Below are 26586 nucleotides of genomic sequence, written 5' to 3' on the forward strand. Positions count from 1 at the left end.
TCCGGCGCTAATGAATCGGTTCTCACTAAGGCCGATCCATGCTGCGCAAGCTTCTCATCCTCAGCGTCTTTGCCGGGACATCGGCATCGATCCCGGTCGTCTACCAGTCGAATCCGCAGATATTCGAAAACCTGCTGAAATCGACGGTGACAGCCAAGCCCGAGGCACAACCCCAGGTCAGCCTGGCGTCGGTTCCCGACAAGCCGGCGGCGCCGCTGCCGACCGGCCGCAAGGTCATCGTTGCAGCGGACGGACGCGGACACTTCTCGTCGACCTTCAAGCTCAACGGCCGTCAGGTCGACGGCATGATCGATACCGGCGCCACGCTGGTTGCGGTCAACACGTCGACGGCACGCAGGATCGGGCTGTCGCTCAATCCGTCCGATTTCAGCCATGAGGTCAACACCGCCAACGGCTCGATCAAGGCGGCGCTAGTGACGATCGACCGCCTGCAGATCGGCAGCATCAGCGTCGACGGCGTGCAAGCCATCGTACTCGACGACAGGGCGCTGAGCACCAACCTGATCGGCATGAGCTTCCTCAACCGGCTCGGCAAATATCAGGCCGAAAACGGTACGCTGCTGCTTGTTCAATAATCAACCGCGCGGCAGGATCCGCCGCATGACGGTTTTGTCCGCCGGTGGTTTCGAGGCGCCGATCGCATAGGCCGAAATCACGGCGGCGGCGGCGGCTTCGGCATCGGCTGGCGAGCGGGCGTGGACCAGTGCCAGCGCGTCTCCGGCATTGACTTCCGCGCCTATGGGCAGCAGCCTGGTGATGCCGACGCTGGGGTCGATCTTGTCGTCAGGCCTCGTGCGCCCGCCGCCCAGACCGACCACGGCAAGGCCGATGTCGCGCGTGGCGATGCCGGTGACGAAACCATCCATCGTCGCCTTGACCGCGAATTCGGTTGCCGCGTCGGGCAGATATTTTTCCGGCTTCTCGATGAAATCCGCCGGGCCGCCGAGCACCGCCACCATGCGGGCGAAGGTGGCCGCGGCGCGGCCGCTGGTGAGAGTCTCGGTGGCGCGCCGCAAGCCGTCCTGGTTGGACGACACCAGTCCCGCCGACTGCAGCATTTCGGCGGCCAACGCCAGCGTCACATCCTCCAGCCGCCGGTCGCGCAGGCGGCCGGTGAGGAAATCGACGGCGTTGCGCATCTCGACGGCATTGCCGGCGGCCGAGGCCAGTGGTTCATTCATGCCGGTGATCAACGCCGAGACCTTCAGTCCGGCGCCGCTGGCGACCTCGACGAGGCTGTTGGCGAGCGCGGTCGCGTCGCGCGACTTCTCCATGAAGGCGCCATTGCCGACCTTGACGTCGAGCACCAGCGAGCCCAGGCCGGCGGCCAGCTTCTTCGACAGGATCGAGGCAGTGATCAGCGGCACCGATTCCACGGTGCCGGTGACATCGCGGATGGCATAGAGACGGCGGTCGGCGGGCGCCAGATCGGCGGTCTGGCCGATGATGGCGCAGCCGGTTTCCAACACCGCCTGGCGAAACAATGCGATATCGGGCTGGCTGATGTAGCCGGGGATCGCATCCATCTTGTCCAGCGTGCCGCCGGTATGGCCAAGGCCACGGCCAGAGATCATCGGCACATAGGCGCCGCAGGCGGCGACGATCGGCGCCAGCATCAGCGAGACATTGTCGCCGACGCCGCCGGTCGAATGCTTGTCGGTGACCGGACCAGGCAGGTCCGACCAGTCGAGCACGTCGCCGGAATCGCGCATGGCCAGCGTCAACGCCACGGCCTCATCGCGGTTCATGCCGTTGAAGAACACCGCCATGGCGAAGGCCGCGGCCTGGCCATCGGTGACGGCGCCCGAGGTCACGCCGCCGATGAAGGCAGCAATTTCACCGGCCGAGAGCCTGTGGCCGTCTCGCTTGTGGCGGATGATTTCCTGGGGAAGCATCAGCTCTCCAGCAGTCCGTCGCGGAACACCCTGTGCAGGACCGTTGCCAGCCGCGACCCGCCGACCGGCGCCATGTCCTTGGTCTCCTGATGCGAAAGTTCGGCTCCGGTCATGCCGGCCGCCAGATTGGTGATGACCGAGCAGGCGGCGACACGCAGGCCAAGGAAGCGGGCGAGAATGACTTCCGGCACGGTCGACATGCCGACGGCGTTGGCGCCCATGACGCGCGCCATGCGGATTTCGGCCGGCGTTTCGAAGCACGGGCCGGAAAACCACATATAGACGCCCCTGTGCAGCACGGTGCCGGTCGTCTTGGCGGCGCGTTCGATGGCCTTGCGGATGCCGGCATCATAGGCTTCGGTCAGGCCGACGAAGCGGCGGTCGCTGGGCTCGCCGATCAGCGGATTGCTGCCGGAAAAATTGATGTGGTCGGTGAGCAGCATCACCGAGCCCGGCGGCATGTCCGAGTCGACCGAACCGGCGGCATTGGTAAGGATCAGTTTGGTGATGCCGATGCCGGCGAGCACTTCCAGCACCGGCCGCATCGCCGCGGCGTTGCCATGCTCATAGTAATGGGCGCGGCCGGACAGCATCAGCACCGGCGTGCCGGCAAACAGCCCCGCCACCACTTCGCCGGCATGGCCGCTGACGCCGCTCCTGGGGAAGCCGGGCAGGTCGGCATAGGGGACGCGGATCGGTTGCTCGATCCGGTCGACAAGGACGCCGAGGCCAGATCCCAGCACCAGCGCCGTCGTTGGCGCGAGGCCGTCCAGCCTTTCGATCAGATGGTCCACCGCCTTTTCGGTCATTGCCGCCATCCCCTCATTTGAGCCAACCCGTCATTTCAGCCAATTCTTCACTTGAGAATGTCGCCGCGAAAACCGTAGGGCAGCATGTCGCCCATGGTCACGGTCTCGGCCACGCCCGTATTGTCGCAGAGGTACAGTTTTGTATCCGGCTGGCAGAATTCGGCCAGCCGCTGGCGGCAGCCGCCGCAAGGCGAGCATTTGGCCATGCGTTCGGCAAGGACCGCGATCTCGACGATCTTGCCGCCGCCGCCCATGATGTAGTGGCCAAGCGCGGTGGTCTCGGCGCACCAGCCTTCGGGATAGGAGGCGACTTCGATGTTGGCGCCGGTGAAGACGCGTCCGTCCTCGGTGCGCAAGGCGGCGCCCACCGGAAATTTCGAATAGGGCGCATAGGCCTTGGCCATGGCGGTCCTGGCCGCTTCGAACAGATCATGCGACATTTCAGTTGTTCTCTCCGATGATCGTGTCCAAAACCCGGCTCGTGCCCCGCGCCGGGCCGTCAACCCTTTAAGCGCGTCGCGCCGAAACGGATTCAGGCGAAGCGCTTTAACTCTTTGTTTTGTGCATGTGTTATCCCAAAACCGAGGTCACTTTTGGGCGATATGCATTAGCGTTCCTTGACGTAAGGCACGCCGCCGGCGCGCGGCGGGATGGCCTTGCCGATGAAGCCGGCGAGCAGGATGACGGTGAGGATATAGGGCAAGGCCTGCATGAACTGCACCGGCACCTTGCCGATGATCGGCAGCGGCGAGCCCTGCAGGCGGATCGCCGCCGCATCGAGGAAGCCGAACAGCAGGCAGGCGAACATGGCGTTGACCGGCTTCCACTTGGCGAAGATGAGTGCCGCCAGCGCGATGTAGCCCTTGCCGGCGGTCATGTCCTTCACGAAGCCGCCATTCTGCACCATCGACAGATAGGCGCCGGCGACGCCGGTGAGGATGCCGGTGCAGATCAGGGCCCGGTAGCGCAGCCAGGCGACCGAAATGCCGGCGGTGTCGACGGCGGCCGGGTTCTCGCCGACGGCGCGCAATCTGAGGCCGAAGCGGGTGCGAAACAGCACCCACCAGGTGAACGGCACCATCAGGAAGGCGACGTAGACCAGCAGCGAATGGCCCGAGATCAGTTCCGCATAGATCGGCCCGATGATCGGCACGTCCCTGACCGCCTCGGCGCCGGGCCAGACAATCGCGTCGAACCGCTCGCCCGGCTGCAGCGCCGGCGTGCGCCCGCCCTGCTGGAACCAGGCCTGACCGAGGATGATGGTCGATCCGGCGGCGACGAAATTGATCGCCACGCCGGAAACGATCTGGTTGCCGCGGTGGGTGATCGAGGCGAAGCCGTGCACCATGGCGAAGGCGACCGAGATCAGGATCGCCATGCCGAGGCCGATAAAGGCCGAATGGAACACGGAAGCAGCGGCGGCGCCGGCGAAGGCGCCGACCAGCATCTTGCCTTCCAGCCCGATGTCGAAGATGCCGGAACGTTCGGAAAAGAGGCCGGCGAGGCAGGCGAGCAGCAATGGCACCGACAGGCGGATGGTCGAGTCCAGTATCTGCACGATGGCGATAAAGACATCCATCTCAGGCGCCCTTTCCCTTGACCGCTTCCATACCGACCGACCTCGGACTGAACGAGGCGAACAGCGCCTGGATGTAAGGCCTGAACATGTGTTCGAGCGCGCCGGCGAACAGGATCACCAGGCCCTGGATGATGACGATCATGTCGCGGCTGATCGCCGGCATTTCGAAGGCGAGTTCGGCGCCGCCCTGATAGAGCATGCCGAACAGGACCGCGGCCAGCACGATGCCGACCGGATGCAGGCGCCCCATCAGCGCCACGGCGATGCCGACGAAGCCGGCGCCGGAGACGAAGTCGATCGCGACATTGTGCTGGTCGCCCATCACCGGATTGAGCGCCATCATGCCGGCGAGCGCGCCCGAGATCATCATCGCGGTGATGATGATGCGGGTTTCCGAAATGCCGGCATAGCGCGCCGCCTTGGGGCTATGGCCATAGGTGCGCATCTCATAGCCGAGCTTGGTGCGCCAGATCAGCAGCCAGACCAGGAAGGCCATGAGCAGCGCCAGCAGGAAGGTGACGTTGAGTGGCGCCGAGCGGATCTTGGCGCCGAACAGCTCGATGATCCAGTTGAGTTTCGGTAGTTCCGCGCCGGCGAAGAAGTTGCGGGTCTGCGGTGCTTGCGATCCCGCCGGCTTCAATGGTCCGACCAGCAGATAGACCATGATCGAGGCGGCGATGAAGTTGAACATGATCGTTGTGATGACGATGTGCGAGCCGCGCCTGGCCTGCAGATAGGCGGGGATGAGCGCCCACAAGGCGCCCACAAGCGCCGAAGCGACGATGGCCATGGGAAATGTTAGCCACCAGGGCAGCACGCTGTCGAAGGACAGGCAGACGATGGCGATGCCCAGGCCCGCAATGTAGGCCTGTCCCTCGGTGCCGATGTTGAACAGGCCGCAATGCGCCGCCACCGCCACCGAAAGCCCGGTGAAGATGAAGGTGGTGGCGTAGAAGAGAGTGAAGGCGATGCCTGTTCCCTTGCCGAAGGCGCCCTCGACCAGGATGACGGCGGCGCGGAACGGATTCTCGCCGACCAAGAGCACGACGAAGCCGGCGACGATGAAGGCCACCGCCAGGTTGATCAGCGGGATCAGCCCATAATCGGCCCAGGCCGGCAGTTTGGCGTATGGCGTGCTCAAAGTGCTGCCTCCTGGCGCTCGACGCCGGCCATCAGCAGGCCAAGCTCGCCCTCGGTCGCTTCCGGACCGCGCTCACCGACGATGCGGCCGGCAAACATCACCAGGATGCGGTCGGAGAGCGAGCGGATCTCGTCGAGCTCGACCGAGACCACCAGCACGGCCTTGCCCTGGTCGCGCATGGCGATCAAGCGCTTGTGGATGAATTCGATGGCACCGACATCGACGCCGCGCGTCGGCTGGCCGACGATGAGAACACCCGGGTCTTGTTCCATTTCCCGCGCGAGCACGATCTTCTGCTGGTTACCGCCGGAGAAGTTCGCCGTCTTCAGGCGCGGATTGCCGGGACGGATGTCGTATTTCTCGATCTTGTCCTTGGCGTCGGCCATGATGGCATCGACGTTGAGGAACGGCCCTTTGAGATAGCGGGGGTCGTCGTGATAGCCGAGGATGGAATTCTCGTTCTCCTCGAAGGCCAGCACCAGCCCGACATGGTGGCGATCCTCCGGCACGTGCGCCAGCCCTCGGTCGCGCAATTCGCCGGGATCGGCCGCACCCGTCAGGTCGATCGGCTTGCCGTCGAGCATGACCGAGCCTGAAACGGCATGCCTGATGCCGGAAATCGCCTCGAGCAGTTCGGATTGGCCGTTGCCGGCAACGCCGGCAATGCCGACGATCTCGCCGGCGCGCAGGTCGAAGGAGATATCATCGACCATGGTGACGCCACGCGAATCCTTCACCGTCAGGTTCTTGACCGCGAGCTTGACGGCCCCGGCTTCCGCTTCGCCCTTTTCGACCCTCAAAAGAACGCGCCGTCCGACCATCAGTTCGGCCAGTTCGCCCACCGTCGTCTTATTGGTTTCGCGCGTCGCCACCATCGTGCCCTGGCGCATGACCGAGACATTGTCGGTGATGGCCATGATCTCGCGCAGCTTGTGGGTGATCAGCACCACCGTCTTTCCCTGTTCCTTCAATTGCTTGAGGATGCGGAAGAGGTGGTCGGCCTCGGCCGGCGTCAACACGCCCGTTGGCTCGTCGAGGATCAGGATTTCGGCGCCGCGATAGAGCGCCTTCAGGATTTCGACGCGCTGCTGCAGGCCGACCGGCAGCTCCTCGATGATGGCGTCGGGGTCGACTTCGAGCCCGTATTCGCGCTCCAGCCGCTCGAGTTCCGAGCGCGCCTTGGCGATGCTGCTCTTCAAGAGGGCATCGCTTTCGGCGCCGAGAATGATGTTTTCCAGCACAGAGAAATTGTCGACCAGCATGAAATGCTGGTGCACCATGCCGATGCCGAGCGCGATCGCGTCATTGGGGGTCTTGATCGATGCCGGCTTGCCGCCGACGCGGATTTCGCCGCTGTCGGCCTGGTAGAAGCCGTAAAGGATCGACATCAGCGTCGATTTGCCGGCGCCGTTCTCGCCGACGATGCCGTGGATGGTGCCGCGCGCGATCTCCAGATTGATGTCGCGGTTGGCGCGCACGGCGCCAAAACTCTTGTTGATGCCGATCAGTTCGATTGCGGCTTGCGCCATGCAGCCATTCCCACTCTTATTTTTTATCGCTTGGTCAAAATGCCTAGCATGACGTCCCGCCCGTGCCAATTGGCCGAAGCAGCATCCACTCTCGGCAAATCCCGGTGCGCTTGTCAATTTCCAACGTGTCCGCAGGCTTCATATTCGCTAATATGACGGCGTCGTAATTCGCATCACGATGCAAGGCATTGTGGTGCAACATCAGGGACTGCAAATGATCATGCCCGCCGACCGGCTGACGACGCTGGAAATCCGCGCCGCCGAGCACGAAAAGACCATCGAGGAGCTGTCGGGGCAGATCGCCGAGCAATGGACGGTGATCGAGCGCATCCAGCGCAAGCTTGACGCGCTGACCGATCGCTTTCTTGCGCTTGAGGAGCAGGCGGCGCCCGACGTGCCCGTGACCAAGCCGCCGCATTGGTAGGGAAGGGGGCCATGGCCAGTGAAAGCGATCGCATCGCACGGGCCGGCGACTATGTGCTCGGCCTGATGAACGATGCCGAGCGCGAACGGGCCGAGCGTGATCTCGAGATCGATCCTGCCTTCCGCGACGCTGTGGTGCGGCTTGCCGAACGCATGCATGTATTCGACCGGGTCGAAAAACCTGCCTTGCCCGCCAATCATTGGGCGCTGGTGACGCAACGCCTTGCCGAGTTGCCGCAGATGCGCAGCATTGGCCTGGGCAGCAGCGACGCCAAACCGCGGACGGTGATCCGAAACCTGTCCCCGCCGCCATACGGCGTCGGCGTGCATTCACTTGGCGGCCCGCGCGGATTTGTCGTCGCAGCCGTGCTGATCGCGGTCTTCGCGCTCGGCTATCTCGTCGGAAAACTATAGGCCGTCGCAAAACCGCCGGGCTTGCGCCCGGCGGTTGCAGGTCATGGCCCTGTGGTGCTGCCGATCAATAGGGGCAGGCGTTGTCGGTCGTGTAGTCGTGCACCTGGATCTTGCCGGCGATGATGTCGGCCTTGGCCTTTTCCACGGCAGCCTTCATCTCGGCGGTCACCAGCGCCTTGTTGTTGTCGTCCATGGCGTAGTCGACGCCGCCTTCCTTGAGGCCGAGATTCTCGACGCCACCCTTGAAGGTGCCGTTCTTGCCATCCATGAAGGCGGTGTAGACGGCAACGTCGACGCGCTTCATCATCGAGGTCAGCACCTTGCCGGGCTGCAGGCCATTCTGGTTGGAATCGACACCGATGCCGAGCTTGCCGGCATCAGCCGCCGCCTGCAGCACGCCGACGCCGGTGCCGCCGGCCGCGGCGTAGACCACGTCGGAGCCCTGGTCGATCTGCGTCTTGGCGATTTCGCCGCCCTTGGCCGGATCGTTCCAGGCAGCCGGCGTGTCGCCGGTCATGTTCTGGATGACGTCGGTCGCGCCAGCCGCCTTGGCGCCGCCGACATAGCCGCATTCGAACTTGCGGATCAGCGGGATATCCATGCCGCCGATGAAGGAGACCTTCTTCGACTTCGATGCCATCGCCGCCATGATGCCGACGAGGTAGGAGCCTTCATTCTCCTTGAACACCAGCGAGCGGACATTGGGCAGGTCGACGGCATCGTCGATGATGGCGAATTTGAGGTCGGGATATTCGGCCGCGACCTTCTTCAGCGCGTCTTCCCAGGCGAAGCCGGCCATGACGATCGGGTTGTGGCCGTCCTCGGCGAAGCGGCGCAGCGCCTGCTCACGCTGCGAGGCGTTGGACACTTCGAACTCGACATAGGGCGTGCCGGTCTCGGTCTTGAACTTCTCGGCGCCATGGAAGGCAGCCTCGTTGAAGGATTTGTCGAACTTGCCGCCCAGATCATAGAGGATGGCCGGCTGGACATCCGCGGCGAAAGCCGGAAGAACCATTGCGGTTGCGGCCAGGAGGCCGAGAACGATACGTTTCATGTGATCCACACCCTGTCGGTTATTTTTTCCGTTACGCCCCGCCTGCCTGCCCGGTTCTGCGGCAGGCACGCGACGTCAGCCAGGAGTGTATTCCCCTCCCGCTCGGCGGCAATCTGGCACGGCCCGAAACAAAATTCACGCGGAATTTTGACCTTTTGGAAAAGCGTGCCACGGGCAGACCGCGCCGCAGCTCGATGTTTGCCTGTCGACCTTCGCCGATCAGTTGGCGGCGAATTGGCCGGTGCGCCGCTGGCGCCTGTGGCCGACGGCGTAGAGCAGGAAGGCCAGCACCGCAAACACGGCAAAGCCTGGCTGGTTAAGCACCCAGGCGATGGCGCCATCCCACAAAAGCGGACTGGCCTTGGCGCGGACGAAGGTTTCAAAGGCCGCCCGCGTTTCCGGCGAGACCGCCAGCCAGCTGGCATTGAGCGGGGTTATCACAAGCGCCGAAGCCGCCACCGTGCGCGTCGTGTCGATCACCGCCATGATGACGGAGACCGACAGCGCGACCATCGCGGCAAGGCGGAAAATGAAGCGAAACATCCAGGTTCTCCCCCGGCCGATCCTGGCTTTCCCAAGGGGATCTCCGGCACGTGTCCCGAAACGAGAAATAGAATTTGTCAGGCCTGCCCGCAACCGCGATACGCGAATTTGAAGGCTCGCGCTTTTCTGTCCCTATGCCACAGGCTTGCGCCTGCGCCGGTGGACGAGCCAGACGGCGAGAATGCCGCCGCCAATGGCGCCGACCACCAGCCCGGCCAGGCCGATGAAGGCGGCGAAATAGCCGCAGCCGCCTTCGAAGCAGCTCACCTTTGCGACATCGGCGATCACCGAGCCGGCGAAGAAGCCGACCAGGGCGCCGATAACGGCGCCGAGAATGATGCCGAGCAAGGCGGCGATGATGGAGATGAAGACCGGCGGCGCTTCGGTTTGCGGCCTGGCGTAGACGGTCCCGGCGCCGGAGCCGGGGCGCAACAGGTAGATGCAAAGCAGGCCGATGCCGATCTCGATGGCGGTAATGCCGAGGCCCCTGGCGGAGAAGACGAATTGCGGCACGGTCAGCACATAGGCCTGTCTCGCCAGCACCCAGACGATGGTGGCGATCTGCCAGACGGTGAAATGGCGGGGGAAACGCCCTGAACGGCCAAAGGCGAGGCCGAGCAGGTAAAGCCCCCACAGGATGGTGATGACATTGGCGACGAGCCCGCCAAGAAGGAAATAGAAGATCTTGTCCGGCAGGCCGGAATTGCCGACCAGCCACCATGCCGACGCCAGGCCATAGACCGACCACGCCATGACGAAGATGAGCCAGCCCACCGGGACGTAAAAAAGGTCACCACCCGGGCGGCCGGCCGGCGCCTGCCCATTATCCGGTTGTTCGTTGCTCGATGTCATGGCCGGACGATGCCCCCGCAAAGCCTCTGCCTCACTCGACAGGCGGCCGGTGGCGAAGTCAAGCGCGGCGGGTCTTGCGGCCTTGCCTGTGCACATCATTTCGGCGCTGGCGCCCTGCAAACGGTTGCGACGGCGGCCTCGCGAACCGCCATGTGGCCGGCAAAGCGAATAGACTGCGCTTATGGCTTGGCATTCGGCGCGGGATCGACTAGATGAGCCCCGCGCCTGTTGCTTCGACGGCTCAGGTGCCGGGGAAGGATGTCCGCTGGTTGGGCGGCATCCATGGCGGACATTCCGAGCCGTAGCCCCGAGGAGATGCATCTCCCCAACCCGCGCGGCGAAACCGGCCGGCGCGAAGGCAAGGACGGAGAGGTGGCCGAGTGGTTGAAGGCGCACGCCTGGAAAGTGTGTTTACGGGAGACCGTAACGCGGGTTCGAATCCCGCTCTCTCCGCCAGCGTTCCCAATCGCTGATTGATCTCGGTGTCAGCCACAAGGTCCAAGAGGGTAGCCCCAGACCTCAGGGACCAGACCTCAGGGGAACGATCCGCTCCGTTATGAGTTAGCACTTCATGATGTACACCCTGGAGTACAATGGACGCGGTGCGATGGCCGATCTTATGATGTTGGAACTGGCCAAGGCCAGACAGCGAGTCAAGCGGGCGGAGGTCACCCTCAGGCGCGCCAAGGAAATGCTGGACGAAGATTGCGGGGTGGGAATCAATATCGCGCTCTGCAGCAGGATAAGGGCCGCCCAGCGGCGTGTGATCGAGGCCAGAGAGCGCCTGACGAAGATCGATCCGGCAGCTCCCAGCGAATTCTAGCGCACCATAGTTTTGGGATTGTTGGCCATGATGATCGCGACCTTCGACATTGAAACTGCGAGACACGGCGACGTCTATCGCGCTGCAAGACTTGCGATGCTGACGCAGCAAATGATGCGGCATATCGAGCGCACAGAAGCCTCGGGGCGGAAAGTCGAGCAGATGCTGGCCGCGCTGGCTGAAGCAAACGCGCCCGTGCGGTAAGCCGCGCGCCACGGCTGACGGCGCGGCTGGCTGAAATCCTCCCTATCTTGGATCATCGTTGCGGCCTTCCTGCCAAGGCGTCCACAATTTCAGCTTCCGCATCAAGACAACCTGCCCGGGACGGTGGACGCGGCGCACCGTGCGCGTTGTCTTAGGCTAGCGATTGTTTGGCTAGCTGCCGCGGGAAAGCATCGGGCGGATCGCGAGCGGCGCTTGTGCCGGCTCTGGGCAAGGTTGCATAGTCCAACAAGGCGACTCAGCGTGCCGTGCGCATCGGCTCGGAGCAATCGTGATTGGACTTTATGACATCTGGCCCGCGTTTGTGGTCGTCGCGCTGCTTTGGCCGCTGGCGGGCATGCCGCTGTTTCAGCGCGTCGGTTTCGAAACGAACTCCGCCAGGGTGCGGTCAATAGACGGAATGCGAGGCTATCTGGCGCTTGCCGTCGCGCTTCACCACGCCGTCATCTACCATGAAATGCTGGCGACCGGCGCATGGAAGTATCCGCCTTCGGATTTCTATGGGCCACTGGGACAGGTGGGAGTGTCTCTGTTCTTCATCATCTCCGCCTATCTGTTCTGGGGGAAACTGCTGGCGGCAAAGTTCTCCGTGGATTTTCCGACCCTGTTGCTCAAGCGGGCTTTCAGGATCGGGCCGCTTTATGTTGTGGCCGTCGGCACGGCGATGGCTTTGGAGGTCGCCGACGGCGGGATCGACTATTCGGCCTTCGCGACTTACGAGCGGGCATTTTTCAATCTGCTGTTCGGTGTCTTCGGCTACGTGCCGCTTTCGAGTTCCCACGTTTGTGTATTGGCCTGCGTAACCTGGACCTTGCCCTATGAATGGCTGTTGTATTTCAGCCTGCCGATAGCGGCGATATTCAGCCGGCATCCGGTGGCCCGCATAGGCTTGCCAGCCGTTCTCCTGGCTTTTTCAATTCTCATGTCAGTGAGCGGAGGCAGCACCGCCTACGGATATCTGGGACTTTTCGCGGGCGGAATGTTGTGCGCGACGCTTGAGGCAAACGGCCTGCTGGTGAAGTGGCACCGGCATGCACTGTCCGCTGCCGCTCTGGCGATGCTGGTGTGTATCTTTGCCATCTACAAGACTGCCTACGCGCCGGGGCCGATGCTGCTGTGCATTGCCGCCTTCTTCCTGGTCGTGACGGGCGCTGATTTCTTTGGTCTCCTGACGGCCTCCCGCTCCGTGCGGTTGGGCGAGATCAGCTTTGGCATCTATCTCTTGCAGGGGCTTGCCTTCGTCTCGATATTCTCCATCGCGCCCCTGCGGACCTTCGCCATGAACAACGCCGGCCAATATTGGCTTGTGATAGCGATTGCGATGGTGCTTCTGGTCTTCATGGCACTGGTCGCGCACCTTGTTGTCGAAAAGCCCGGCGTCTCGATGGGAAACCGTCTCGCGGCAGTTCTTCGCCTGTCGGCGCAGCGCGAGGTGCGCGAGACGACAGCCGCTGACCCAGCGCAGCCCTGGCGCATCCGGGATGTTTCACAAGACAGTCTGCAGGCCGCGCACAACGCCCAGGAGCGATGATTTCCGGGCCATTCGAACGCTGATTGGCTTGGGCTGGCGCGAACGATGGATTGTGCGGGCATCGCGATCAGGGCACGACCGCCGCATTTCATATAAAAGCTCCCGGCCGGGAACCTCTTGGCGCGCAGCGCGTTTCACGGCGTCCCGTCCGTGGACCAGCCAGGATATCTCTCCCAGCGCTGCGATAGATCAGGAGCCCGTTTCATGCACGACAAGCTGTTTCATTCACCGGTCGCACTGACCGTTGGCCTCGGCGTCAAACGCGAGATTGCCTCGCTGACCGACATGCACGATTTCCTGACCGATTGGACGACCTCGCGCCGTGGCCCCCTCCATCGCAATGCCGTCGAGGCGTGTGGCCTTGCGCTGGAAGGCTGTATCACCAGGGACGAGGCGCGCCATGCGCTCGTCGAGTTCGCACAAGCAACCGGCATCCTCTGGCCCGAGATCGAGCCGGTGATCGTGGCGCGCGCCGTCGCGCGCGGCTATGGCGGCTACGCCGCCTGAATTTGAAGCCACCCGCCGTCATGGTGGCCAACTCTGCGTCCGCCTCCCTAGCAAGCCCGGCTTGGCCCTCCCGAGCCGGGCTTTCGCTTTGTTGCAAGAAGATCGAAAAGATCGCGGTCGGCCAGCGATGATGTTTGCAGCGGTTGTGAGCAGTCAACCTTTCGAAGGCGCGCGCCGGCGTGTCGGCTTAGGTTTCGTTGGATCAGGTTCGCGCGATGACTGCGCTGCGAGACGCAGTTCTCTCAGCCTGGCAGTCTTTTCTTCGCGAGCCGCTCGCTCTGCATCGATCACGATCTGCGATTCACGCTTGGCGCGCTCGTCACGATGAGTGTCGACCTTGGCACGGACCATGTGCTGCTAACTCCATTCCGAAGCGGCGCTGGTTCGGAACAAACCGCCACCTCCGTCATCTTCCGGCCCCGCATGGTGCAGCGTTGCCGCGTGGGCCGCGATTACAAATGATGGTGGGGAAACTTTTGTCATCGGGCTCGCGATAGAGAGATGTCAGTCACACCAGCCTGACGAGACGACAAGCGACGCCTCGAAGATCTGGCGTCCGCCTTCGTCGCGTACCTTGACGGTGATCGCGGTGTGATCGCCCTGAAGCATCTCGTCGCGAACAATGTCGGGGAGTATGCGCATCGCCTCGCTTCTAAGGCGTTCGCGCGTTTCGAAGACCTGGCCGTCATCGTCGACCGTCAAGCCATCGCCATTGTAGAGGTCGAAATAATATCTGGGCATGATGCTATGGGTCTCGGGATTGATGTTGGCGAGATGGTCAACCATCAATTCCCGGGCCAAGCCGTTGTTCCATCAGGGTGAGGTTTGCCGTGGAACAAGCGCGGCTAACAAATGTTAATGTCCGTGAGCTTCCAAAGGCCTAGTGCATCCGAAGCCGCCTTTGCTTCCGACAAAACACTTGGCGATGGCTTCTCGATCCTTGCTGGAGATTGCGGTGCTTGAAGCCCTCTATCTGAACCTTGGCCAGCACGACGCGCTGTCCGACGCCGAGAAGGCGCTGCTGGCAGGCGCCATGACCTTCGAGCGGCATTTCGCGACGGGCAAGGACATCGTCGCTTCCGGGTCACGGCCGACCTATTCGACGTTGATCCTCGACGGCCTGGCGGCGCGCTACAAGGTTCTGGAGAATGGTGGCCGGCAGTTCACCTCCTTGCAGGTGCCCGGCGACTTCGTCGATCTCCATGCCTTCCTGCTGAAGACCATGGATCACGGCATCGTCGCTCTCTCGCCCTGTCACGTGGTGTTCGCCGATCACAGCCGGCTTCGCGCCATCACCGAGAAGGCGCCGCATCTGACCCGGCTGCTGTGGCTCGACACGCTCGTCGACGGCGCCATCCACCGCGAATGGATCGTCGCCATGGGGCGACGCTCCAAGACCTCGCATCTGGCCCATCTGGTCTGTGAACTCTTCGTGCGGCTGCAGGTGGTACAGCGCACCAGCGGCATGAGCTTTCACCTGCCGCTCTCCCAAGCAGAGATGGCCGACGTGCTCGGCCTGTCTGTGGTGCACATGAACCGGGTTATTGGCGCCTTGCGCAAGGTCGGGGTCGTCAGCTGGGCAAACCACACAGTGACCATTCTGGACTGGCACCGGCTGCAGGAAATCGCCGAGTTCGATCCGACCTATCTCAGCTTGATGCGGGAGCCGCGTTAGTCTATTCCAGACGCGGCCCCTGATCCTGTGAGCGAGAAGTTCAAGCCGCTTCGGCGGCGACGTTGACCGCCGACTCTGCGATCTTGGTCAGCGCTTCGTCGGTCGCCTTCTCTTCCTTCAGCGTTGCTTCGAGAAGCGTCACGGCGTCGTTGAGGCGAAGTTCGCCGGCCCACGTCCGCAGCGTGCCGTAGCGCGAAATCTCATAGTGTTCGACCGCTTGCGCGGCCGCCAGCAGGCCAGCATCGAGCGCAGGAGATTCCTTGTATTCCTCCATGATCTCGGCGCCTTCCTCGGTGATGCCCATGATGGCGGCGCAGGTCTTGCCCACCGGCTTCTTGCCAATCACGCCGAAGACCTTCTCCAGCCTGGCGACATGGCCCTCGGTCTCGGTGCGGTGCTTTTCGAAGGCGGCTTTCAGGTCAGCGCTTTGCGCGGCCTTGGCCATTTTCGGCAGCGTCGCGAGTATCTTCTTTTCGGCGAAATAGATGTCCTTCAGCGTGTCGTGGAACAGTTCGTCGAGCATTTTCTGCTTTGCCATTGCCATATCCTCTGATGCGTGAACCCTCAGGCCGACAATCTCCGGCTGGAGAATTCGTTCCATTCACTCGGCAAGGCGCGGTTGCTCGGCGCGACCCGGTGAATCCGCATCGAGCGCAACCGGCTCGGCGACGGTAGCGGGCGCCGGAAACCTTTATAGAATTCCTATTTCTTTCCGCCCCGCGCCGTCTCGAACCTTTATGGCGATCGGGTCCATATTCCGCATGGGAAAAACGTCGGACGCCGCCAATCGGAATGCGGCGCGCCGTTTTCACGCAGTTGCCGACCTGACTTCGGCAGGTGTCGCTTAGAAAATCAAAGTAAGGAAAGCACAATGGACCTCATTGTTCTCGGGATATGGTTTTTGTTTTTTACCTTGTCCTTGGCCTACGTCAAAGCCTGCGACAGAATTTGAACGGAAGGATCAAGCCATGCTTTTCGATTACTTCCTCGGCGGCGGCGTGACCTTGTTCCTGCTCGCCTACCTCACATACGCCCTCGTTCGTCCAGAACGCTTCTGAAGGCACGGAAAGCCACAGCCATGACACTGAACGGTTGGATACAGATCCTTGTCTTCTGCGGGATTATCGTTTTGCTGACGAAGCCGCTTGGCTTCTACATGCACCGCGTCTTCAACGGCGATCGCACGCTGCTTTCACCGATCTTCGGCCCGCTCGAGCGCGGGCTCTACCGCATTTGCGGCACCAGCGAACGCGAGGAACAGCACTGGACCGCCTATGCTGTGGCTTTGCTATTGTTCAACCTTGCCGGATTCCTGGTGCTTTATGTCCTGCAGCGCCTGCAGGGCAGTCTGCCCTACAATCCCGCCGGCATGGGCGCGGTCGACCCGGCGCTCGCCTTCAACACCGCCGCCAGTTTCGTGACCAACACGAACTGGCAGAACTACGGTGGCGAGAGCACGATGTCGTATCTCCTGCAGATGGCCGGGCTGACGGTGCAGAATTTCGTTTCGGCGGCCACCGGCATTGCCATCGCCATCGCACTGATCCGCGGTTTTGCCCGCGCCTCCGGCAAATCGATCGGCAATTTCTGGGTCGATATGACCCGCTGCACGCTCTACGTGCTGCTGCCGCTCTGTATCGTGCTCACCCTGGTCTATGTCTGGCTCGGCATGCCGCAGACGCTTGGGCCTTACGTCGACGCCACCACGCTGGAGGGCGCCAAGCAGACCATCGCACTCGGCCCGGTCGCCTCGCAGGTCGCCATCAAGATGCTCGGCACCAATGGCGGCGGCTTCTTCAACGCCAATGCGGCGCATCCGTTCGAAAATCCCGACGCCATCTCCAACCTGATCCAGATGGTGACGATCTTCGCGCTGGGTGCTGCGCTGACCAACGTCTTCGGCCGCATGGTCGGCAACCAGCGCCAGGGCTGGGCGATCCTGGCATCCATGGGCGTGCTGTTCATCGCCGGCGTCGCCGTCTGCTACTGGGCGGAAGCCGCGGGCAATCCGCTGGTCCATGCGCTGGGCATCGGCGGCGGCAATATGGAAGGCAAGGAAACCCGCTTCGGCATCGCTCTGTCGGCGCTGTTCGCCGTGATCACGACGGCCGCTTCCTGCGGTGCGGTCAACGCCATGCATGACAGCTTCACCGCGCTCGGCGGCATGATCCCGCTCATCAACATGCAGCTTGGCGAGGTCATCGTCGGCGGCGTCGGCGCCGGCTTCTACGGCATCCTGATGTTCATCGTCGTCGCCGTCTTCGTTGCCGGCCTGATGGTCGGACGCACGCCCGAATATCTCGGCAAGAAGATCGAGGCCAAGGAGGTCAAGATGGCGATGCTGGCCATCCTGTGCCTGCCGCTCGCCATGCTGATCTTCACGGCGATCGCCGTCGTCCTGCCGAGCGCCGTAGCCTCGATGGCCAATGGCGGACCGCACGGCTTCTCCGAGGTGCTCTATGCCTACACTTCGGCGGCGGCGAACAACGGTTCGGCCTTTGGCGGCCTCAGCGGCAACACGCCCTGGTACAACATCACCATCGGCATCGGCATGTTGATGGGCCGCTTCCTGGTCATCATCCCGGCGCTCGCTATCGCCGGCTCGCTGGCGGCCAAGAAGACCGTGCCGGCCTCGGCAGGCACCTTCCCGACCGACGGGCCGCTGTTCGTGGGACTGCTGATCGGCGTCATCGTCATCGTCGGTGGCCTGACCTTCTTCCCGGCGCTTGCCGTCGGGCCGATCATCGAGCACCTGGCGATGATCCATGGGCAAACCTTCTGAGGCGGCCATGCCCTTGTTCAGCAGCAAGCGTCGTAAGGCCCGGCCGCCGGCCGGCGACGAAGGCGAGGCAAAGCCTCCTCCCTTCCCGACCGTGTCCACATTCCTGGGCATTGCGGCAGTCATGATCGTGATCTGGCTGCTGGTCTACGGCCCACCCTTTTCGGCATCCAATCACCGGGTGCCGCCCACCAACTCTGAAGCCGGAGCTTCAAAATGAGCCAGTTAAAATCAACCGCCATCATGGATGCCCGCATCCTGTGGCCCGCCATTGGCGGTGCCTTCCGTAAACTCGACCCGCGCACGCTGGCCCGCAACCCGGTGATGTTCGTCGTCGCCATCGTCTCGGCGCTGACGACTGTGCTGTTCGTCAGGGACCTCATGGCCGGCGGCGGCGACCTGCGCTTCACACTGCAGATCATCATCTGGCTGTGGTTCACGGTGCTGTTCGCCAATTTCGCCGAGGCCGTCGCCGAGGGGCGAGGCAAGGCGCAGGCGGATTCGCTGCGCAAGGCGCGCACCGAGACCCAGGCCAAGTTCCTGGCCGGCGAGGACAGGAGCAAGTTCAAGCTCGTGCCCGGCACCAGTCTGAAGGTCGGCGACATCGTCCTGGTCGAAGCCGGCGACATCATCCCGTCCGACGGCGAGGTGGTGGAAGGCGTTGCCTCGGTTAACGAAGCGGCCATAACAGGCGAATCCGCGCCGGTGATCCGCGAATCCGGCGGCGACCGCTCGGCGGTCACTGGCGGCACGCAGGTGCTGTCCGACTGGATCCGTGTGCGCATCACAGCCGCCGCCGGCCATACTTTCCTCGACCGCATGATTTCCCTAGTCGAAGGCGCCGAGCGCCAGAAGACGCCGAACGAGATCGCGCTCAACATCCTGCTCGTCGGCATGACGCTGATCTTTGTGCTGGCCACGGCCACTATCCCGAGCTTTGCGTCCTATTCCGGCGGCTACATATCGGTGACCGTGCTCGTCGCGCTGTTCGTCACCCTGATCCCGACCACCATCGGCGCGCTGCTGTCGGCCATCGGCATCGCCGGCATGGACCGCCTGGTGCGCTTCAATGTGCTGGCCATGTCGGGCCGTGCCGTCGAGGCCGCCGGCGACGTCGACACGCTGCTGCTCGACAAGACAGGCACCATTACGCTCGGCAACCGCCAGGCGACCGAGTTTCGCCCGGTCAAGGGCGTCACCGAACAGGAACTGGCCGATGCGGCGCAACTCGCCTCGCTTGCCGACGAAACGCCGGAGGGCCGTTCGATCGTCGTGCTGGCCAAGGAGAAATACGGCATCCGCGCCCGCGACATGGCGACATTGCACGCCGCCTTCGTGCCCTTCACCGCGCAGACCCGCATGAGCGGCGTCGACATTGACGGATCCTCGGTGCGCAAGGGCGCGGTCGATTCCGTGCTCGCCCATGTCAACCAGTCGACAGTGGCCAGCCACGCGGCGCGGCCGAACAGCGATACGACCAGGGATCTACAAGCGATCGCCGACGAGGTCGCCAAGTCCGGCGGCACGCCGCTGGCGGTGGAGCGCGACGGCCGGCTGCTCGGCATTGTCCACCTCAAGGATATCGTCAAGGGCGGCATCCGCGAGCGCTTCGCCGAGCTGCGCAAGATGGGCATCCGCACAGTGATGATTACCGGCGACAATCCGATGACAGCGGCCGCCATCGCGGCCGAAGCCGGAGTGGATGACTTCCTGGCCCAGGCCACGCCCGAGGACAAGCTGAAGCTGATCCGCGACGAGCAGGCCAAGGGCAAACTGGTCGCCATGTGCGGCGACGGCACCAACGATGCGCCGGCGCTCGCCCAGGCCGATGTCGGCGTCGCCATGAACACCGGCACGGTTGCCGCGCGCGAAGCCGGCAACATGGTCGATCTCGACAGCGACCCGACCAAGCTCATCGAGATCGTCGAGATCGGCAAGGCGCTGCTGATGACGCGCGGCTCGCTGACCACCTTCTCGATCGCCAATGACGTGGCCAAGTATTTCGCCATCATCCCGGCCATGTTCGCCGTCTTCTACGTCGCGCCGGGCCAGACCACCGGTCCGCTGCAGGCGCTCAACATCATGCATCTGGCGACGCCGCAGAGCGCCATCCTGGCGGCCATCATCTTCAACGCGCTGATCATCATCGCGCTGATCCCGCTGTCGCTGCGCGGCGTCAAATACCGGGCGATCGGTGCCGGTGCGCTGCTCAGCCGCAACCTTCTCGTCTACGGCCTGGGCGGCATCATCGTGCCGTTCGTCGGCATCAAGATAATCGACATGGCCGTCACGGCCCTTGGCCTTGCATAAGGATCATTCCGATGCTCAAGCAAATCAGACCCGCGATCATCATGATCGTCTTCTTCACGGTGCTGACCGGCCTGGTCTATCCCCTGGGCATGACCGGCATAGCGCAGGCGCTGTTCCCGCGTCAGGCCAATGGCAGCCTGATCGAGAAGGACGGCAAGGTCATCGGCTCCGAACTGATCGGCCAGGCCTTCGCCAGCGACAGATATTTCCACGGCAGGCCTTCGGCCGCCGGCAATGGCTATGACGCCGGCGCCTCCGGCGGTTCCAATCTCGGCCCGACCAACCCCAAGCTGATCGAGCGCATCAAGGGCGATGCCGAGAAGCTGAAGGCGGAGAACCCGAACCAGCCTGTGCCGATGGACCTGGTGACGACGTCGGGCAGCGGCCTCGATCCGCAGATCAGCCCGGAGGCCGCCTATTTCCAGGTTCCGCGCGTCGCCAAGGCCAGGGGCATCGACGAAGCCAAGGTCAAGGCGCTTGTTGATGGTCATGTCGAAAGCAGCGACCTGGGCTTCATGGGAGAGCCCGTCGTCAACGTGTTGGCGCTCAACCTGGCGCTGGACGCAGCCAAATAGGCGATGGCGAGGTCCGGGGATCGACAGCATCCCCGGACCTCTCCATGATCGATCCTGATGCCGGACGACAGAAGCAACGAAAACCGACCTTCCCCCGACGCGCTGCTCGAGCATGCCGAACGGGAGGGACGCGGGCGTCTGCGGATTTTCCTCGGTGCCGCACCGGGCGTCGGCAAGACCTATGAAATGCTGATGTCGGGCCGTGCCAGGCTGGCCGACGGCATCGATGTGGTGATCGGCGTCGTCGAAACGCATGGCCGCCGGGAAACCCAGGCGCTGGTCGAGGGCTATGAGGTCATCCCGCGCCGCAAGGTCGACTACAAGGGGCGCGTCCTCGACGAGATGGATATCGACGCTATCCTCGCCCGGCGCCCTGCACTGGTTCTAGTCGACGAGCTTGCCCACACCAACGCGCCGGGCAGCCGCCACCCCAAGCGCTATCTCGACGTCCAGGAGATCCTGGCGCGGGGCATCGACGTCTACACGACGCTCAACATCCAGCATGTCGAAAGCCTGAACGATGTCGTCGCGCAGATCACGCGGGTCAGGGTGCGCGAGACGGTTCCCGATTCCATCATCGACCAGGCCGACGATGTCGAAATCATCGACCTGACGCCCGACGACCTGATCAAGCGGCTGGAAGAGGGAAAGGTCTATTTCCCCAACACGGCGCAGCGCGCCATCGAGAATTATTTCTCGTCGGGCAATCTGACGGCGCTGCGCGAACTGGCGCTGCGCCGCACCGCCCAGCGCGTCGACGAGCAATTGCTCAATCACATGCAGTCCCACGCCATCCAGGGTCCATGGGCCGCGGGCGAGAGGGTGCTCGTCTGCGTCGACGCGCGTCCGGGCGGTGCGGCCCGGATCCGCTACGCACGCAGGCTGGCCGACCGGCTTCGCGCGCCATGGACGGCGCTGCATGTCGATACGCCGCGCTCGGCCGGCATGTCCGAGGAAGACAAGGACCGGCTCGCCACGCTGATGCGCCTTGCCGAGCAGCTCGGCGCCGAGGTGACCACCATTCCCGGCCAGAGCGTCGCGCAGGACATTGTGCGCCATGCGACGGCGAACAATTTCACCCATATCGTGGTCGGCAGGCCGACCCGGTCGCGCTGGCGCGAACTGATCGAGGGCTCGCTCACCTATGATCTGATCCGCAATGCCGGCGACATCAGCGTCCACGTTATTTCGGGGACCGAGCGGGATGCCGAAGCGGCCTCGAGAAGGGTCAAGGCGGCGGCCGAGCAGAAGCAGTTCCAGGTCTGGCCCTATCTCAAGGCCACTGGTTTTGTCGCCGGCTCGCTCGCCTTTGCCGTCCTGCTCGACCAGTTTCTCGACGTTCGAAACCTCGCGATCATCTTCCTCATCGGTGTGCTGACGTCAGCGGTCACCGGTGGTCTCTGGCCGGCTCTGTATGCCTGCGTCGTCAGTGCCCTGGCCTTCAACTATTTCTTCCTGGAGCCGCGCTATACGCTGACGATCCGGGATCCGGAGAGCATTGTCGCGCTTGGTGTGTTCCTGGTCGTTGCCGTCATCGCTTCCAACCTGACGGCGCGCATGCAGCGCCAGGCCGTCGCCGCCCGCTCGCGGGCGCGGGCCACCGAGGACATCTACCTCTTCTCCAAGAAGCTCGCCGGCGCCGGCACGCTCGACGATGTGCTGTGGGCCACCGCCTTCCAGATCGCCTCGATGCTGAAGCTGCGCGTGGTGCTGCTTCTGCCCGAAGACGGCACCATCACCGTCAAGGCAGGCTATCCGCCGGACGATACGCTGGCCGAGGCCGACATCGCCGCTGCCCGCTGGGCCTGGGAGCACAACCGCGCCGCCGGGCGCGGCGCCGACACGCTGCCAGGCGCCAAGCGTCTTTATCTGCCGTTACGGACAGGGCGCACGGCGATCGGTGTGGTCGGCCTCGACAATGACAGGCAGGGCCCGCTGCTGACGCCCGAGCAGCAGCGCCTGCTCGACGCGCTGGCCGACCAGGCGGCGGTGGCGATCGAACGCATCCAATTGGTCGCCGACGTCGATCGCGCCAAGCTCGCGGCCGAAGCCGACCGGCTGCGCTCGGCCCTGCTGACCTCGATTTCGCATGATCTGAAAACGCCACTCTCGGCCATCATGGGAGCGGCCGGCACGCTCAAGGAATTCGCGCCGGATCTGCCGGAACAGGACCGGGTGGAGCTGCTGTCGACGGTGATCGACGAATCGGAACGGCTGAACCGCTTCATCGCCAATCTGCTCGACATGACCAAGATCGAGTCCGGGGCAATGGAGCCGAACTATGCCCTGCATTATGTCGGCGATATTGTCGGCACGGCGCTCAACCGCGCCCGCAAGATCACCAGCGAACACAAGATCGAGGTCGATATTCCGCCTGACCTGCCGATGCTGAAGCTCGATCCCGTGCTGTTCGAGCAGGTTCTGTTCAACCTTCTTGACAATGCGTCGAAATATTCGCCGCCCGGCTCGACGATCCGCGTGCAGGGATGGGCCGACAATGGGTCCGTCATCGTGCAGATCATGGATGAGGGGCCGGGCATTCCGGCGCATGATCTGGAACGCGTGTTCGACACGTTTTATCGGGTGCGCAAGGGCGATCAGGTGCGCGCCGGCACCGGCCTTGGCCTGTCGATCTGCCGCGGCTTTGTCGAATCGATGGGCGGCACCATCTCGGCCGCCAACCGGACCGACCGCCAAGGCGCCGCGTTCACCATCAGGATGCCGGTGCTGACTGAAGCGCCCGATATCGGCGAAGAGACCAGTGTGGATCGGCCTTCATGACAAATTCGAATGTCAGGATACTGGTTGTCGATGACGAGCCGCCGATCCGCAAGCTGCTTCGGGTCGGCCTTGGCAGCCAGGGCTATGCGGTCAGCGAGGCGCCGAACGCCAAGGTGGCGATCGAGCTGATGGAACAGGAAAAGCCGGATCTGGTGCTGCTCGACCTTGGCCTGCCGGGCATGGGCGGCCATGAGCTCCTGCGCAAATGGCGGGACGAGGGCCTCGACATTCCCGTCGTCATCCTCTCCAGCCGTACCGACGAGGCCGGCATCGTCAATGCGCTCGAACTCGGCGCCGACGATTATGTCACCAAGCCGTTCGGTATGAACGAACTGGTGGCGCGCATCCGTGTGGCGTTGCGGCACAAGTTCCAGCAACAGGGCGAGAAGCCGGTTTTCCAGAGCGGCGATCTCAGCGTCGACCTGGTCAAGCGCATCGTCAAGGTTGAGGGCAAGGAGATAAAACTCTCGCCAAAGGAATATGACATATTGCGCATCCTGGTGCAGCATGCCGGCAAGGTGCTGACCCACCATTTCATCCTGAAGCAGATCTGGGATGATTCGACCGACGTCCAGTATCTCCGGGTCTATGTCAGGCAGCTCCGGCAGAAGATCGAGAAGACCCCCGACCAGCCGCGCTACATCACCACCGAGACCGGTGTCGGCTATAGGCTGCGCGTCGACTGAGACAGCGCTCTCGAATTGAACCTGCGTCAGCCGACGGCTTCCAGCGGCCGGTTTGCGGCTGCCGACGTTCGCAAGGCGGCGAGACAGCCGAGGATGCCGAGCGGCACGAAGGCAAGAAACAGCCAGCTCGCGACATTGGCCGCCGCGTCGTGGTTCAAGCCTTGCGAGAAACCGCTGGCATTGGCGACGATGCCGGCAAGGGCTGCACCCACGGCATAGCCGATGCGCTGCATGGTTGGCACCGCGGCGGAAGCAATGGTCTGCTCGTCGTCCGGGGCGGAGGCGACGATGACGCGGTTCAGGAACGGCCAGGCAATGCCGAAGCCGCCGCCCTGCAACAAGGCGCATGCAAGGATCAGCGGGATGGAGCCCAGGGGTATCGTATAGGCAAAGCCGCCGATGCCCGCCGCGATCATCAGCGCACCGGTGACAATGATCAGCCGTTCACGCCGCGGCGGCGCGTTGGCGACGAGGATCGACAGGATCGACCAGGCAATCGATTCGGCGGCGATGATGTAGCCGGTGGTCAAGAGCGGAATGTCGTGCAGGCTGGTCAAAAGCAGCGGCCCGTAGACGCCGAAGGAACAGGTCGCGACGGAAAAGGCCGCGACCATGGTCATTCCGGCGCCGACCGGCGTGCGCCACGAAAACAGCCGCGCCGGGAATAGTCGCGAGCGCGGCCTTTGCGCGTCGATATAGAAGAACAGCGCCAGGCCAACCAAACCGAGAACGATCAGCAGTGAAGAGCGCAGCAGGGCGATGTCGACACCGGCCGAGGCGATCAGCACCACTGCGACGGCAAGGCAGGCAAGGGCGGCGAAGGGGAAGGGCGGGGTCTTGCCGGCGCTTGCGCTGGGTTTCTTCACCTCCGGCGTGTTCAGCACGAGGAAGCTTGCCAGCGCCATGGTGGTGCCGCCGAGGGTGAAGACGCCGAAGGCCCAGCGCCACGACAGGAATTCGGTCATGAGCGCGCCCAGCAACGGGCCGCTGAACGCCGCGACGCCCCAAATCGCCGACATGATGCCGAAGAGCTGCGGCCAGATGGCCCGCGAAAACAGCCGCTCGACCGAAACGAAGGCCAGCGACACCAGCGCGCCGCCGCCCAGTCCCTCGATCAGCCGGCCGGCGAGGAACAGCTGCATGGAAGGCGAGGTGGCGCAGATCAGTGCTCCGGCCGCGTAGAGCAGGGCCGCGACCACCATATTGGTGCGCAGTGCCACATAGCTCACCAGCCGCCCGGCGGCAGCACCGGCAACGATGGCGCCGAGCTCGTAGATCGCCAATGACCAGCCGACGAGCTGCACGCCGGCCAGTTCGCCGACCATGGCCGGCATGACGGTCGCCACCATCGTCTCGTTGGTGGCGTGCAGCAGGATGCCGAGGCTGATGAAGCAGAAGCGCGCGAGGTCGCCGCTCGCCCACAATGCGCGCCAGTCGACCCTGTTTGTGCTGATTTCAGTCATGTCCACCCTATGCTTCTGCATATCTCGATGCCGGCGCACGGCACCAGAAGCCAGCGAGGCTTTCCGGCAGGACCATGCGCGGCAGGACTGCGCTTCTCATCGACGCGCTGTCCCGTCGGGGCAGGCTTGTAGAACCTCAACCGCGGTTGAGCTCAAGCGGTTCGTTTCGGTGGACCATCGCAACGTTCGAGATTGGCCGAAGCACCTGAACTTCGTCATCCCTGGGCGAAGCAGGAGCGAAGCTCCGTCGCGGAGACCCTGGGATCCATGCCGCGACCTTGGCCGTGGAGTTCAGCGGAGCAGAATTCTGCACCGTGGCGGCGCTTCCGAGTCCCGGCATGGATCCTGAGGTCTGCGCCGCGTCGCTTCGCTCCTTGCTACGCCCCAGGATGATGAAGCGGTGAATGGCCGGCCCTGGTCTTGCGATCAGTTCTCGGTGCTGCGCAGCTGGAACTGGCTGACGCCGATGGCGAGATTGATGCCGGTCTGCGTCTGCAGGCTGAGCGGCTGGAGGGTGAAGGCCTGCGAGGAGCCGCCGACCAGGAGATTGGCGCCGGCACCGACTGCCGCCGTCACCTCGGCGCTGGCGCCGATATAGTCGCCCGCCAACGCACCCGGCGCGTAGATGTTCTTCAGCGGCGTCAGCACCAGCCAGCGCATCACCGCCTGCTTGGTCGTGCCGATGTCGAGGCCGTATTTGTTGACGGCGCCGAAATAGGCTTCCGGCGCGAAGGTCTTGTCGGTCGGGGTGAAGGTGCAGCTCAGATCCTTGGTCGAGCCGAAGATGAAGCCGGTGCCGCCGCCTATGGCACATTCCAGCGTGCCGAGTTCGACGCCATGGTCCTGCGCCTGCGCCGCGCCGGCAAGTAGGGTTGCAATCACGGCAGCGGCGGTGGCTGTCTTCGGCATATCGTTCCGAGCGGTTTGGAACCGCTCTATCTTTTTTGACGCGATTCCTAGGGAAAGCGCTGCGC

At 63.6% G+C, this 26586-nt stretch carries 28 protein-coding genes and 1 tRNA gene; 16 read left to right on the plus strand and 13 right to left on the minus strand.

The annotated features are described in order from the left end of the window. Window positions 1-38 precede the first annotated feature (38 nt). The gene (locus ACWGS8_RS04070; protein ID WP_454579706.1) at window positions 39-596 is read left to right on the plus strand and encodes a TIGR02281 family clan AA aspartic protease; all 558 of its coding nucleotides are present in this window, start codon (window positions 39-41) and stop codon (window positions 594-596) included. Here the strand turns inward: ACWGS8_RS04070 and deoA are convergent, their stop codons facing one another. The 6 genes from deoA to ACWGS8_RS04100 form a co-directional block, all read right to left on the minus strand. Continuing rightward, the gene (deoA, locus tag ACWGS8_RS04075; protein WP_454579707.1) at window positions 597-1916 is read right to left on the minus strand and encodes a thymidine phosphorylase; all 1320 of its coding nucleotides are present in this window, start codon (window positions 1914-1916) and stop codon (window positions 597-599) included. Beyond that, window positions 1916-2725, minus strand: coding sequence for a purine-nucleoside phosphorylase (locus ACWGS8_RS04080; RefSeq protein ID WP_454579708.1), 810 nt, complete (start codon window positions 2723-2725; stop codon window positions 1916-1918). Before ACWGS8_RS04080 ends, deoA begins: the two co-directional genes overlap by 1 nt. 47 nt (window positions 2726-2772) lie before the next feature. Then, window positions 2773-3228: a cytidine deaminase gene (cdd, locus tag ACWGS8_RS04085; protein ID WP_454579709.1), complete on the minus strand. Its 456-nt coding sequence runs from the start codon at window positions 3226-3228 to the stop codon at window positions 2773-2775. Between the two features lie 104 nt (window positions 3229-3332). Next, on the minus strand, window positions 3333-4304 hold the full coding sequence (locus ACWGS8_RS04090; protein WP_454579710.1) for an ABC transporter permease: 972 nt from the start codon (window positions 4302-4304) through the stop codon (window positions 3333-3335). Window position 4305: 1 nt separating this feature from the next. After that, the gene (locus ACWGS8_RS04095; protein ID WP_454579711.1) at window positions 4306-5445 is read right to left on the minus strand and encodes an ABC transporter permease; all 1140 of its coding nucleotides are present in this window, start codon (window positions 5443-5445) and stop codon (window positions 4306-4308) included. Continuing rightward, entirely contained in the window at window positions 5442-6974 is a 1533-nt protein-coding gene (locus tag ACWGS8_RS04100; protein WP_454579712.1) for an ABC transporter ATP-binding protein, read from the minus strand. The genes ACWGS8_RS04095 and ACWGS8_RS04100 overlap by 4 nt, the downstream gene beginning before the upstream one ends. A gap of 217 nt (window positions 6975-7191) precedes the next feature. Between ACWGS8_RS04100 and ACWGS8_RS04105 the strand changes: the two genes are divergently transcribed. Both ACWGS8_RS04105 and ACWGS8_RS04110 read left to right on the plus strand, forming a co-directional pair. Continuing rightward, window positions 7192-7398 carry a SlyX family protein gene (locus ACWGS8_RS04105; protein ID WP_454580115.1) on the plus strand — a complete coding sequence of 69 codons (207 nt, stop codon included), beginning with the start codon at window positions 7192-7194 and terminating at the stop codon, window positions 7396-7398. A gap of 11 nt (window positions 7399-7409) precedes the next feature. Continuing rightward, a complete protein-coding gene (locus tag ACWGS8_RS04110) occupies window positions 7410-7811 on the plus strand; it encodes a hypothetical protein (RefSeq protein WP_454579713.1) in 402 nt (133 codons plus the stop codon). 64 nt (window positions 7812-7875) lie between these two features. On the opposite strand, the gene ACWGS8_RS04115 is transcribed toward ACWGS8_RS04110, so the two are convergent. The 3 genes from ACWGS8_RS04115 to ACWGS8_RS04125 form a co-directional block, all read right to left on the minus strand. Continuing rightward, on the minus strand, window positions 7876-8865 hold the full coding sequence (locus tag ACWGS8_RS04115) for a BMP family lipoprotein (protein ID WP_454579714.1): 990 nt from the start codon (window positions 8863-8865) through the stop codon (window positions 7876-7878). 219 nt (window positions 8866-9084) lie between these two features. After that, window positions 9085-9408 (minus strand): hypothetical protein, encoded by a 324-nt coding sequence (locus ACWGS8_RS04120; RefSeq protein WP_454579715.1) that lies wholly within the window; start codon window positions 9406-9408, stop codon window positions 9085-9087. A 132-nt stretch (window positions 9409-9540) separates the two neighbouring features. Further along, the gene (locus ACWGS8_RS04125) at window positions 9541-10260 is read right to left on the minus strand and encodes a hypothetical protein (protein ID WP_454579716.1); all 720 of its coding nucleotides are present in this window, start codon (window positions 10258-10260) and stop codon (window positions 9541-9543) included. Between the two features lie 366 nt (window positions 10261-10626). Here ACWGS8_RS04125 and ACWGS8_RS04130 point away from each other — a divergent pair. From ACWGS8_RS04130 to ACWGS8_RS04150, 5 genes are all read left to right on the plus strand, one after another. Beyond that, a tRNA-Ser gene (locus ACWGS8_RS04130) sits at window positions 10627-10716 on the plus strand. 115 nt (window positions 10717-10831) lie between these two features. Beyond that, entirely contained in the window at window positions 10832-11083 is a 252-nt protein-coding gene (locus tag ACWGS8_RS04135; protein WP_454579717.1) for a hypothetical protein, read from the plus strand. A gap of 27 nt (window positions 11084-11110) precedes the next feature. Next, entirely contained in the window at window positions 11111-11287 is a 177-nt protein-coding gene (locus ACWGS8_RS04140; protein WP_454579718.1) for a hypothetical protein, read from the plus strand. 289 nt (window positions 11288-11576) lie between these two features. Then, window positions 11577-12836, plus strand: coding sequence for an acyltransferase family protein (locus ACWGS8_RS04145; RefSeq protein ID WP_454579719.1), 1260 nt, complete (start codon window positions 11577-11579; stop codon window positions 12834-12836). A 204-nt stretch (window positions 12837-13040) separates the two neighbouring features. Next, on the plus strand, window positions 13041-13343 hold the full coding sequence (locus tag ACWGS8_RS04150; RefSeq protein ID WP_454579720.1) for a DUF982 domain-containing protein: 303 nt from the start codon (window positions 13041-13043) through the stop codon (window positions 13341-13343). Between the two features lie 504 nt (window positions 13344-13847). On the opposite strand, the gene ACWGS8_RS04155 is transcribed toward ACWGS8_RS04150, so the two are convergent. Continuing rightward, on the minus strand, window positions 13848-14129 hold the full coding sequence (locus ACWGS8_RS04155; protein WP_454579721.1) for a DUF6894 family protein: 282 nt from the start codon (window positions 14127-14129) through the stop codon (window positions 13848-13850). Between the two features lie 169 nt (window positions 14130-14298). On the opposite strand from ACWGS8_RS04155, the gene ACWGS8_RS04160 reads away from it, so the two are divergent. Then, window positions 14299-15018: a Crp/Fnr family transcriptional regulator gene (locus ACWGS8_RS04160; protein ID WP_454579722.1), complete on the plus strand. Its 720-nt coding sequence runs from the start codon at window positions 14299-14301 to the stop codon at window positions 15016-15018. 40 nt (window positions 15019-15058) lie between these two features. Here the strand turns inward: ACWGS8_RS04160 and ACWGS8_RS04165 are convergent, their stop codons facing one another. Next, entirely contained in the window at window positions 15059-15556 is a 498-nt protein-coding gene (locus ACWGS8_RS04165) for a YciE/YciF ferroxidase family protein (RefSeq protein ID WP_454579723.1), read from the minus strand. Window positions 15557-15986: 430 nt separating this feature from the next. On the opposite strand from ACWGS8_RS04165, the gene kdpF reads away from it, so the two are divergent. Genes kdpF through ACWGS8_RS04200 form a run of 7 tightly spaced genes read left to right on the plus strand, consistent with a single transcriptional unit; the run spans window position 15987 to window position 24149 of the window. Then, window positions 15987-16076, plus strand: a complete 90-nt coding sequence (gene kdpF / locus ACWGS8_RS04170) for a K(+)-transporting ATPase subunit F (protein ID WP_454579724.1) — start codon at window positions 15987-15989, stop codon at window positions 16074-16076. A 20-nt stretch (window positions 16077-16096) separates the two neighbouring features. Then, window positions 16097-17800, plus strand: a complete 1704-nt coding sequence (gene kdpA, locus ACWGS8_RS04175; protein WP_454579725.1) for a potassium-transporting ATPase subunit KdpA — start codon at window positions 16097-16099, stop codon at window positions 17798-17800. Further along, complete coding sequence (locus tag ACWGS8_RS04180) at window positions 17784-18017, plus strand: hypothetical protein (RefSeq protein WP_454579726.1); 234 nt, start codon at window positions 17784-17786, stop codon at window positions 18015-18017. The genes kdpA and ACWGS8_RS04180 overlap by 17 nt, the downstream gene beginning before the upstream one ends. Next, complete coding sequence (kdpB, locus tag ACWGS8_RS04185) at window positions 18014-20107, plus strand: potassium-transporting ATPase subunit KdpB (protein ID WP_454579727.1); 2094 nt, start codon at window positions 18014-18016, stop codon at window positions 20105-20107. The genes ACWGS8_RS04180 and kdpB overlap by 4 nt, the downstream gene beginning before the upstream one ends. Before the next feature lie 11 nt (window positions 20108-20118). Next, complete coding sequence (kdpC, locus tag ACWGS8_RS04190; protein ID WP_454579728.1) at window positions 20119-20682, plus strand: potassium-transporting ATPase subunit KdpC; 564 nt, start codon at window positions 20119-20121, stop codon at window positions 20680-20682. A gap of 57 nt (window positions 20683-20739) precedes the next feature. Then, a complete protein-coding gene (locus ACWGS8_RS04195) occupies window positions 20740-23463 on the plus strand; it encodes a DUF4118 domain-containing protein (protein WP_454579729.1) in 2724 nt (907 codons plus the stop codon). After that, window positions 23460-24149: a response regulator transcription factor gene (locus tag ACWGS8_RS04200; protein WP_454579730.1), complete on the plus strand. Its 690-nt coding sequence runs from the start codon at window positions 23460-23462 to the stop codon at window positions 24147-24149. Before ACWGS8_RS04195 ends, ACWGS8_RS04200 begins: the two co-directional genes overlap by 4 nt. A 26-nt stretch (window positions 24150-24175) precedes the next feature. Here ACWGS8_RS04200 and ACWGS8_RS04205 read toward each other — a convergent pair whose 3' ends face one another. Both ACWGS8_RS04205 and ACWGS8_RS04210 read right to left on the minus strand, forming a co-directional pair. Then, window positions 24176-25612: an MFS transporter gene (locus ACWGS8_RS04205; protein WP_454579731.1), complete on the minus strand. Its 1437-nt coding sequence runs from the start codon at window positions 25610-25612 to the stop codon at window positions 24176-24178. Between the two features lie 426 nt (window positions 25613-26038). Then, window positions 26039-26521 carry a DUF992 domain-containing protein gene (locus tag ACWGS8_RS04210; RefSeq protein WP_454579732.1) on the minus strand — a complete coding sequence of 161 codons (483 nt, stop codon included), beginning with the start codon at window positions 26519-26521 and terminating at the stop codon, window positions 26039-26041. Window positions 26522-26586: the final 65 nt, after the last annotated feature.

The sequence above is a fragment of the Mesorhizobium sp. 43Arga genome (genome assembly GCF_053714255.1).

Bases quoted from the DNA above. Each gene is read 5' to 3' on its own strand.
- ACWGS8_RS04070 (WP_454579706.1), top strand. From the start codon at position 39: ATGCTGCGCAAGCTTCTCATCCTCAGCGTCTTTGCCGGGACATCGGCA.
- deoA (WP_454579707.1), bottom strand. From the start codon at position 1,916: ATGCTTCCCCAGGAAATCATCCGCCACAAGCGAGACGGCCACAGGCTC.
- ACWGS8_RS04080 (WP_454579708.1), bottom strand. From the start codon at position 2,725: ATGACCGAAAAGGCGGTGGACCATCTGATCGAAAGGCTGGACGGCCTC.
- ACWGS8_RS04090 (WP_454579710.1), bottom strand. From the start codon at position 4,304: ATGGATGTCTTTATCGCCATCGTGCAGATACTGGACTCGACCATCCGC.
- ACWGS8_RS04100 (WP_454579712.1), bottom strand. From the start codon at position 6,974: ATGGCGCAAGCCGCAATCGAACTGATCGGCATCAACAAGAGTTTTGGC.
- ACWGS8_RS04110 (WP_454579713.1), top strand. From the start codon at position 7,410: ATGGCCAGTGAAAGCGATCGCATCGCACGGGCCGGCGACTATGTGCTC.
- ACWGS8_RS04115 (WP_454579714.1), bottom strand. From the start codon at position 8,865: ATGAAACGTATCGTTCTCGGCCTCCTGGCCGCAACCGCAATGGTTCTT.
- ACWGS8_RS04120 (WP_454579715.1), bottom strand. From the start codon at position 9,408: ATGTTTCGCTTCATTTTCCGCCTTGCCGCGATGGTCGCGCTGTCGGTC.
- ACWGS8_RS04125 (WP_454579716.1), bottom strand. From the start codon at position 10,260: ATGACATCGAGCAACGAACAACCGGATAATGGGCAGGCGCCGGCCGGC.
- ACWGS8_RS04135 (WP_454579717.1), top strand. From the start codon at position 10,832: ATGATGTACACCCTGGAGTACAATGGACGCGGTGCGATGGCCGATCTT.
- ACWGS8_RS04140 (WP_454579718.1), top strand. From the start codon at position 11,111: ATGATGATCGCGACCTTCGACATTGAAACTGCGAGACACGGCGACGTC.
- ACWGS8_RS04150 (WP_454579720.1), top strand. From the start codon at position 13,041: ATGCACGACAAGCTGTTTCATTCACCGGTCGCACTGACCGTTGGCCTC.
- ACWGS8_RS04155 (WP_454579721.1), bottom strand. From the start codon at position 14,129: ATGGTTGACCATCTCGCCAACATCAATCCCGAGACCCATAGCATCATG.
- ACWGS8_RS04165 (WP_454579723.1), bottom strand. From the start codon at position 15,556: ATGGCAAAGCAGAAAATGCTCGACGAACTGTTCCACGACACGCTGAAG.
- kdpF (WP_454579724.1), top strand. From the start codon at position 15,987: ATGCTTTTCGATTACTTCCTCGGCGGCGGCGTGACCTTGTTCCTGCTC.
- kdpA (WP_454579725.1), top strand. From the start codon at position 16,097: ATGACACTGAACGGTTGGATACAGATCCTTGTCTTCTGCGGGATTATC.
- ACWGS8_RS04180 (WP_454579726.1), top strand. From the start codon at position 17,784: ATGGGCAAACCTTCTGAGGCGGCCATGCCCTTGTTCAGCAGCAAGCGT.
- kdpB (WP_454579727.1), top strand. From the start codon at position 18,014: ATGAGCCAGTTAAAATCAACCGCCATCATGGATGCCCGCATCCTGTGG.
- kdpC (WP_454579728.1), top strand. From the start codon at position 20,119: ATGCTCAAGCAAATCAGACCCGCGATCATCATGATCGTCTTCTTCACG.
- ACWGS8_RS04195 (WP_454579729.1), top strand. From the start codon at position 20,740: ATGCCGGACGACAGAAGCAACGAAAACCGACCTTCCCCCGACGCGCTG.
- ACWGS8_RS04200 (WP_454579730.1), top strand. From the start codon at position 23,460: ATGACAAATTCGAATGTCAGGATACTGGTTGTCGATGACGAGCCGCCG.
- ACWGS8_RS04205 (WP_454579731.1), bottom strand. From the start codon at position 25,612: ATGACTGAAATCAGCACAAACAGGGTCGACTGGCGCGCATTGTGGGCG.
- ACWGS8_RS04210 (WP_454579732.1), bottom strand. From the start codon at position 26,521: ATGCCGAAGACAGCCACCGCCGCTGCCGTGATTGCAACCCTACTTGCC.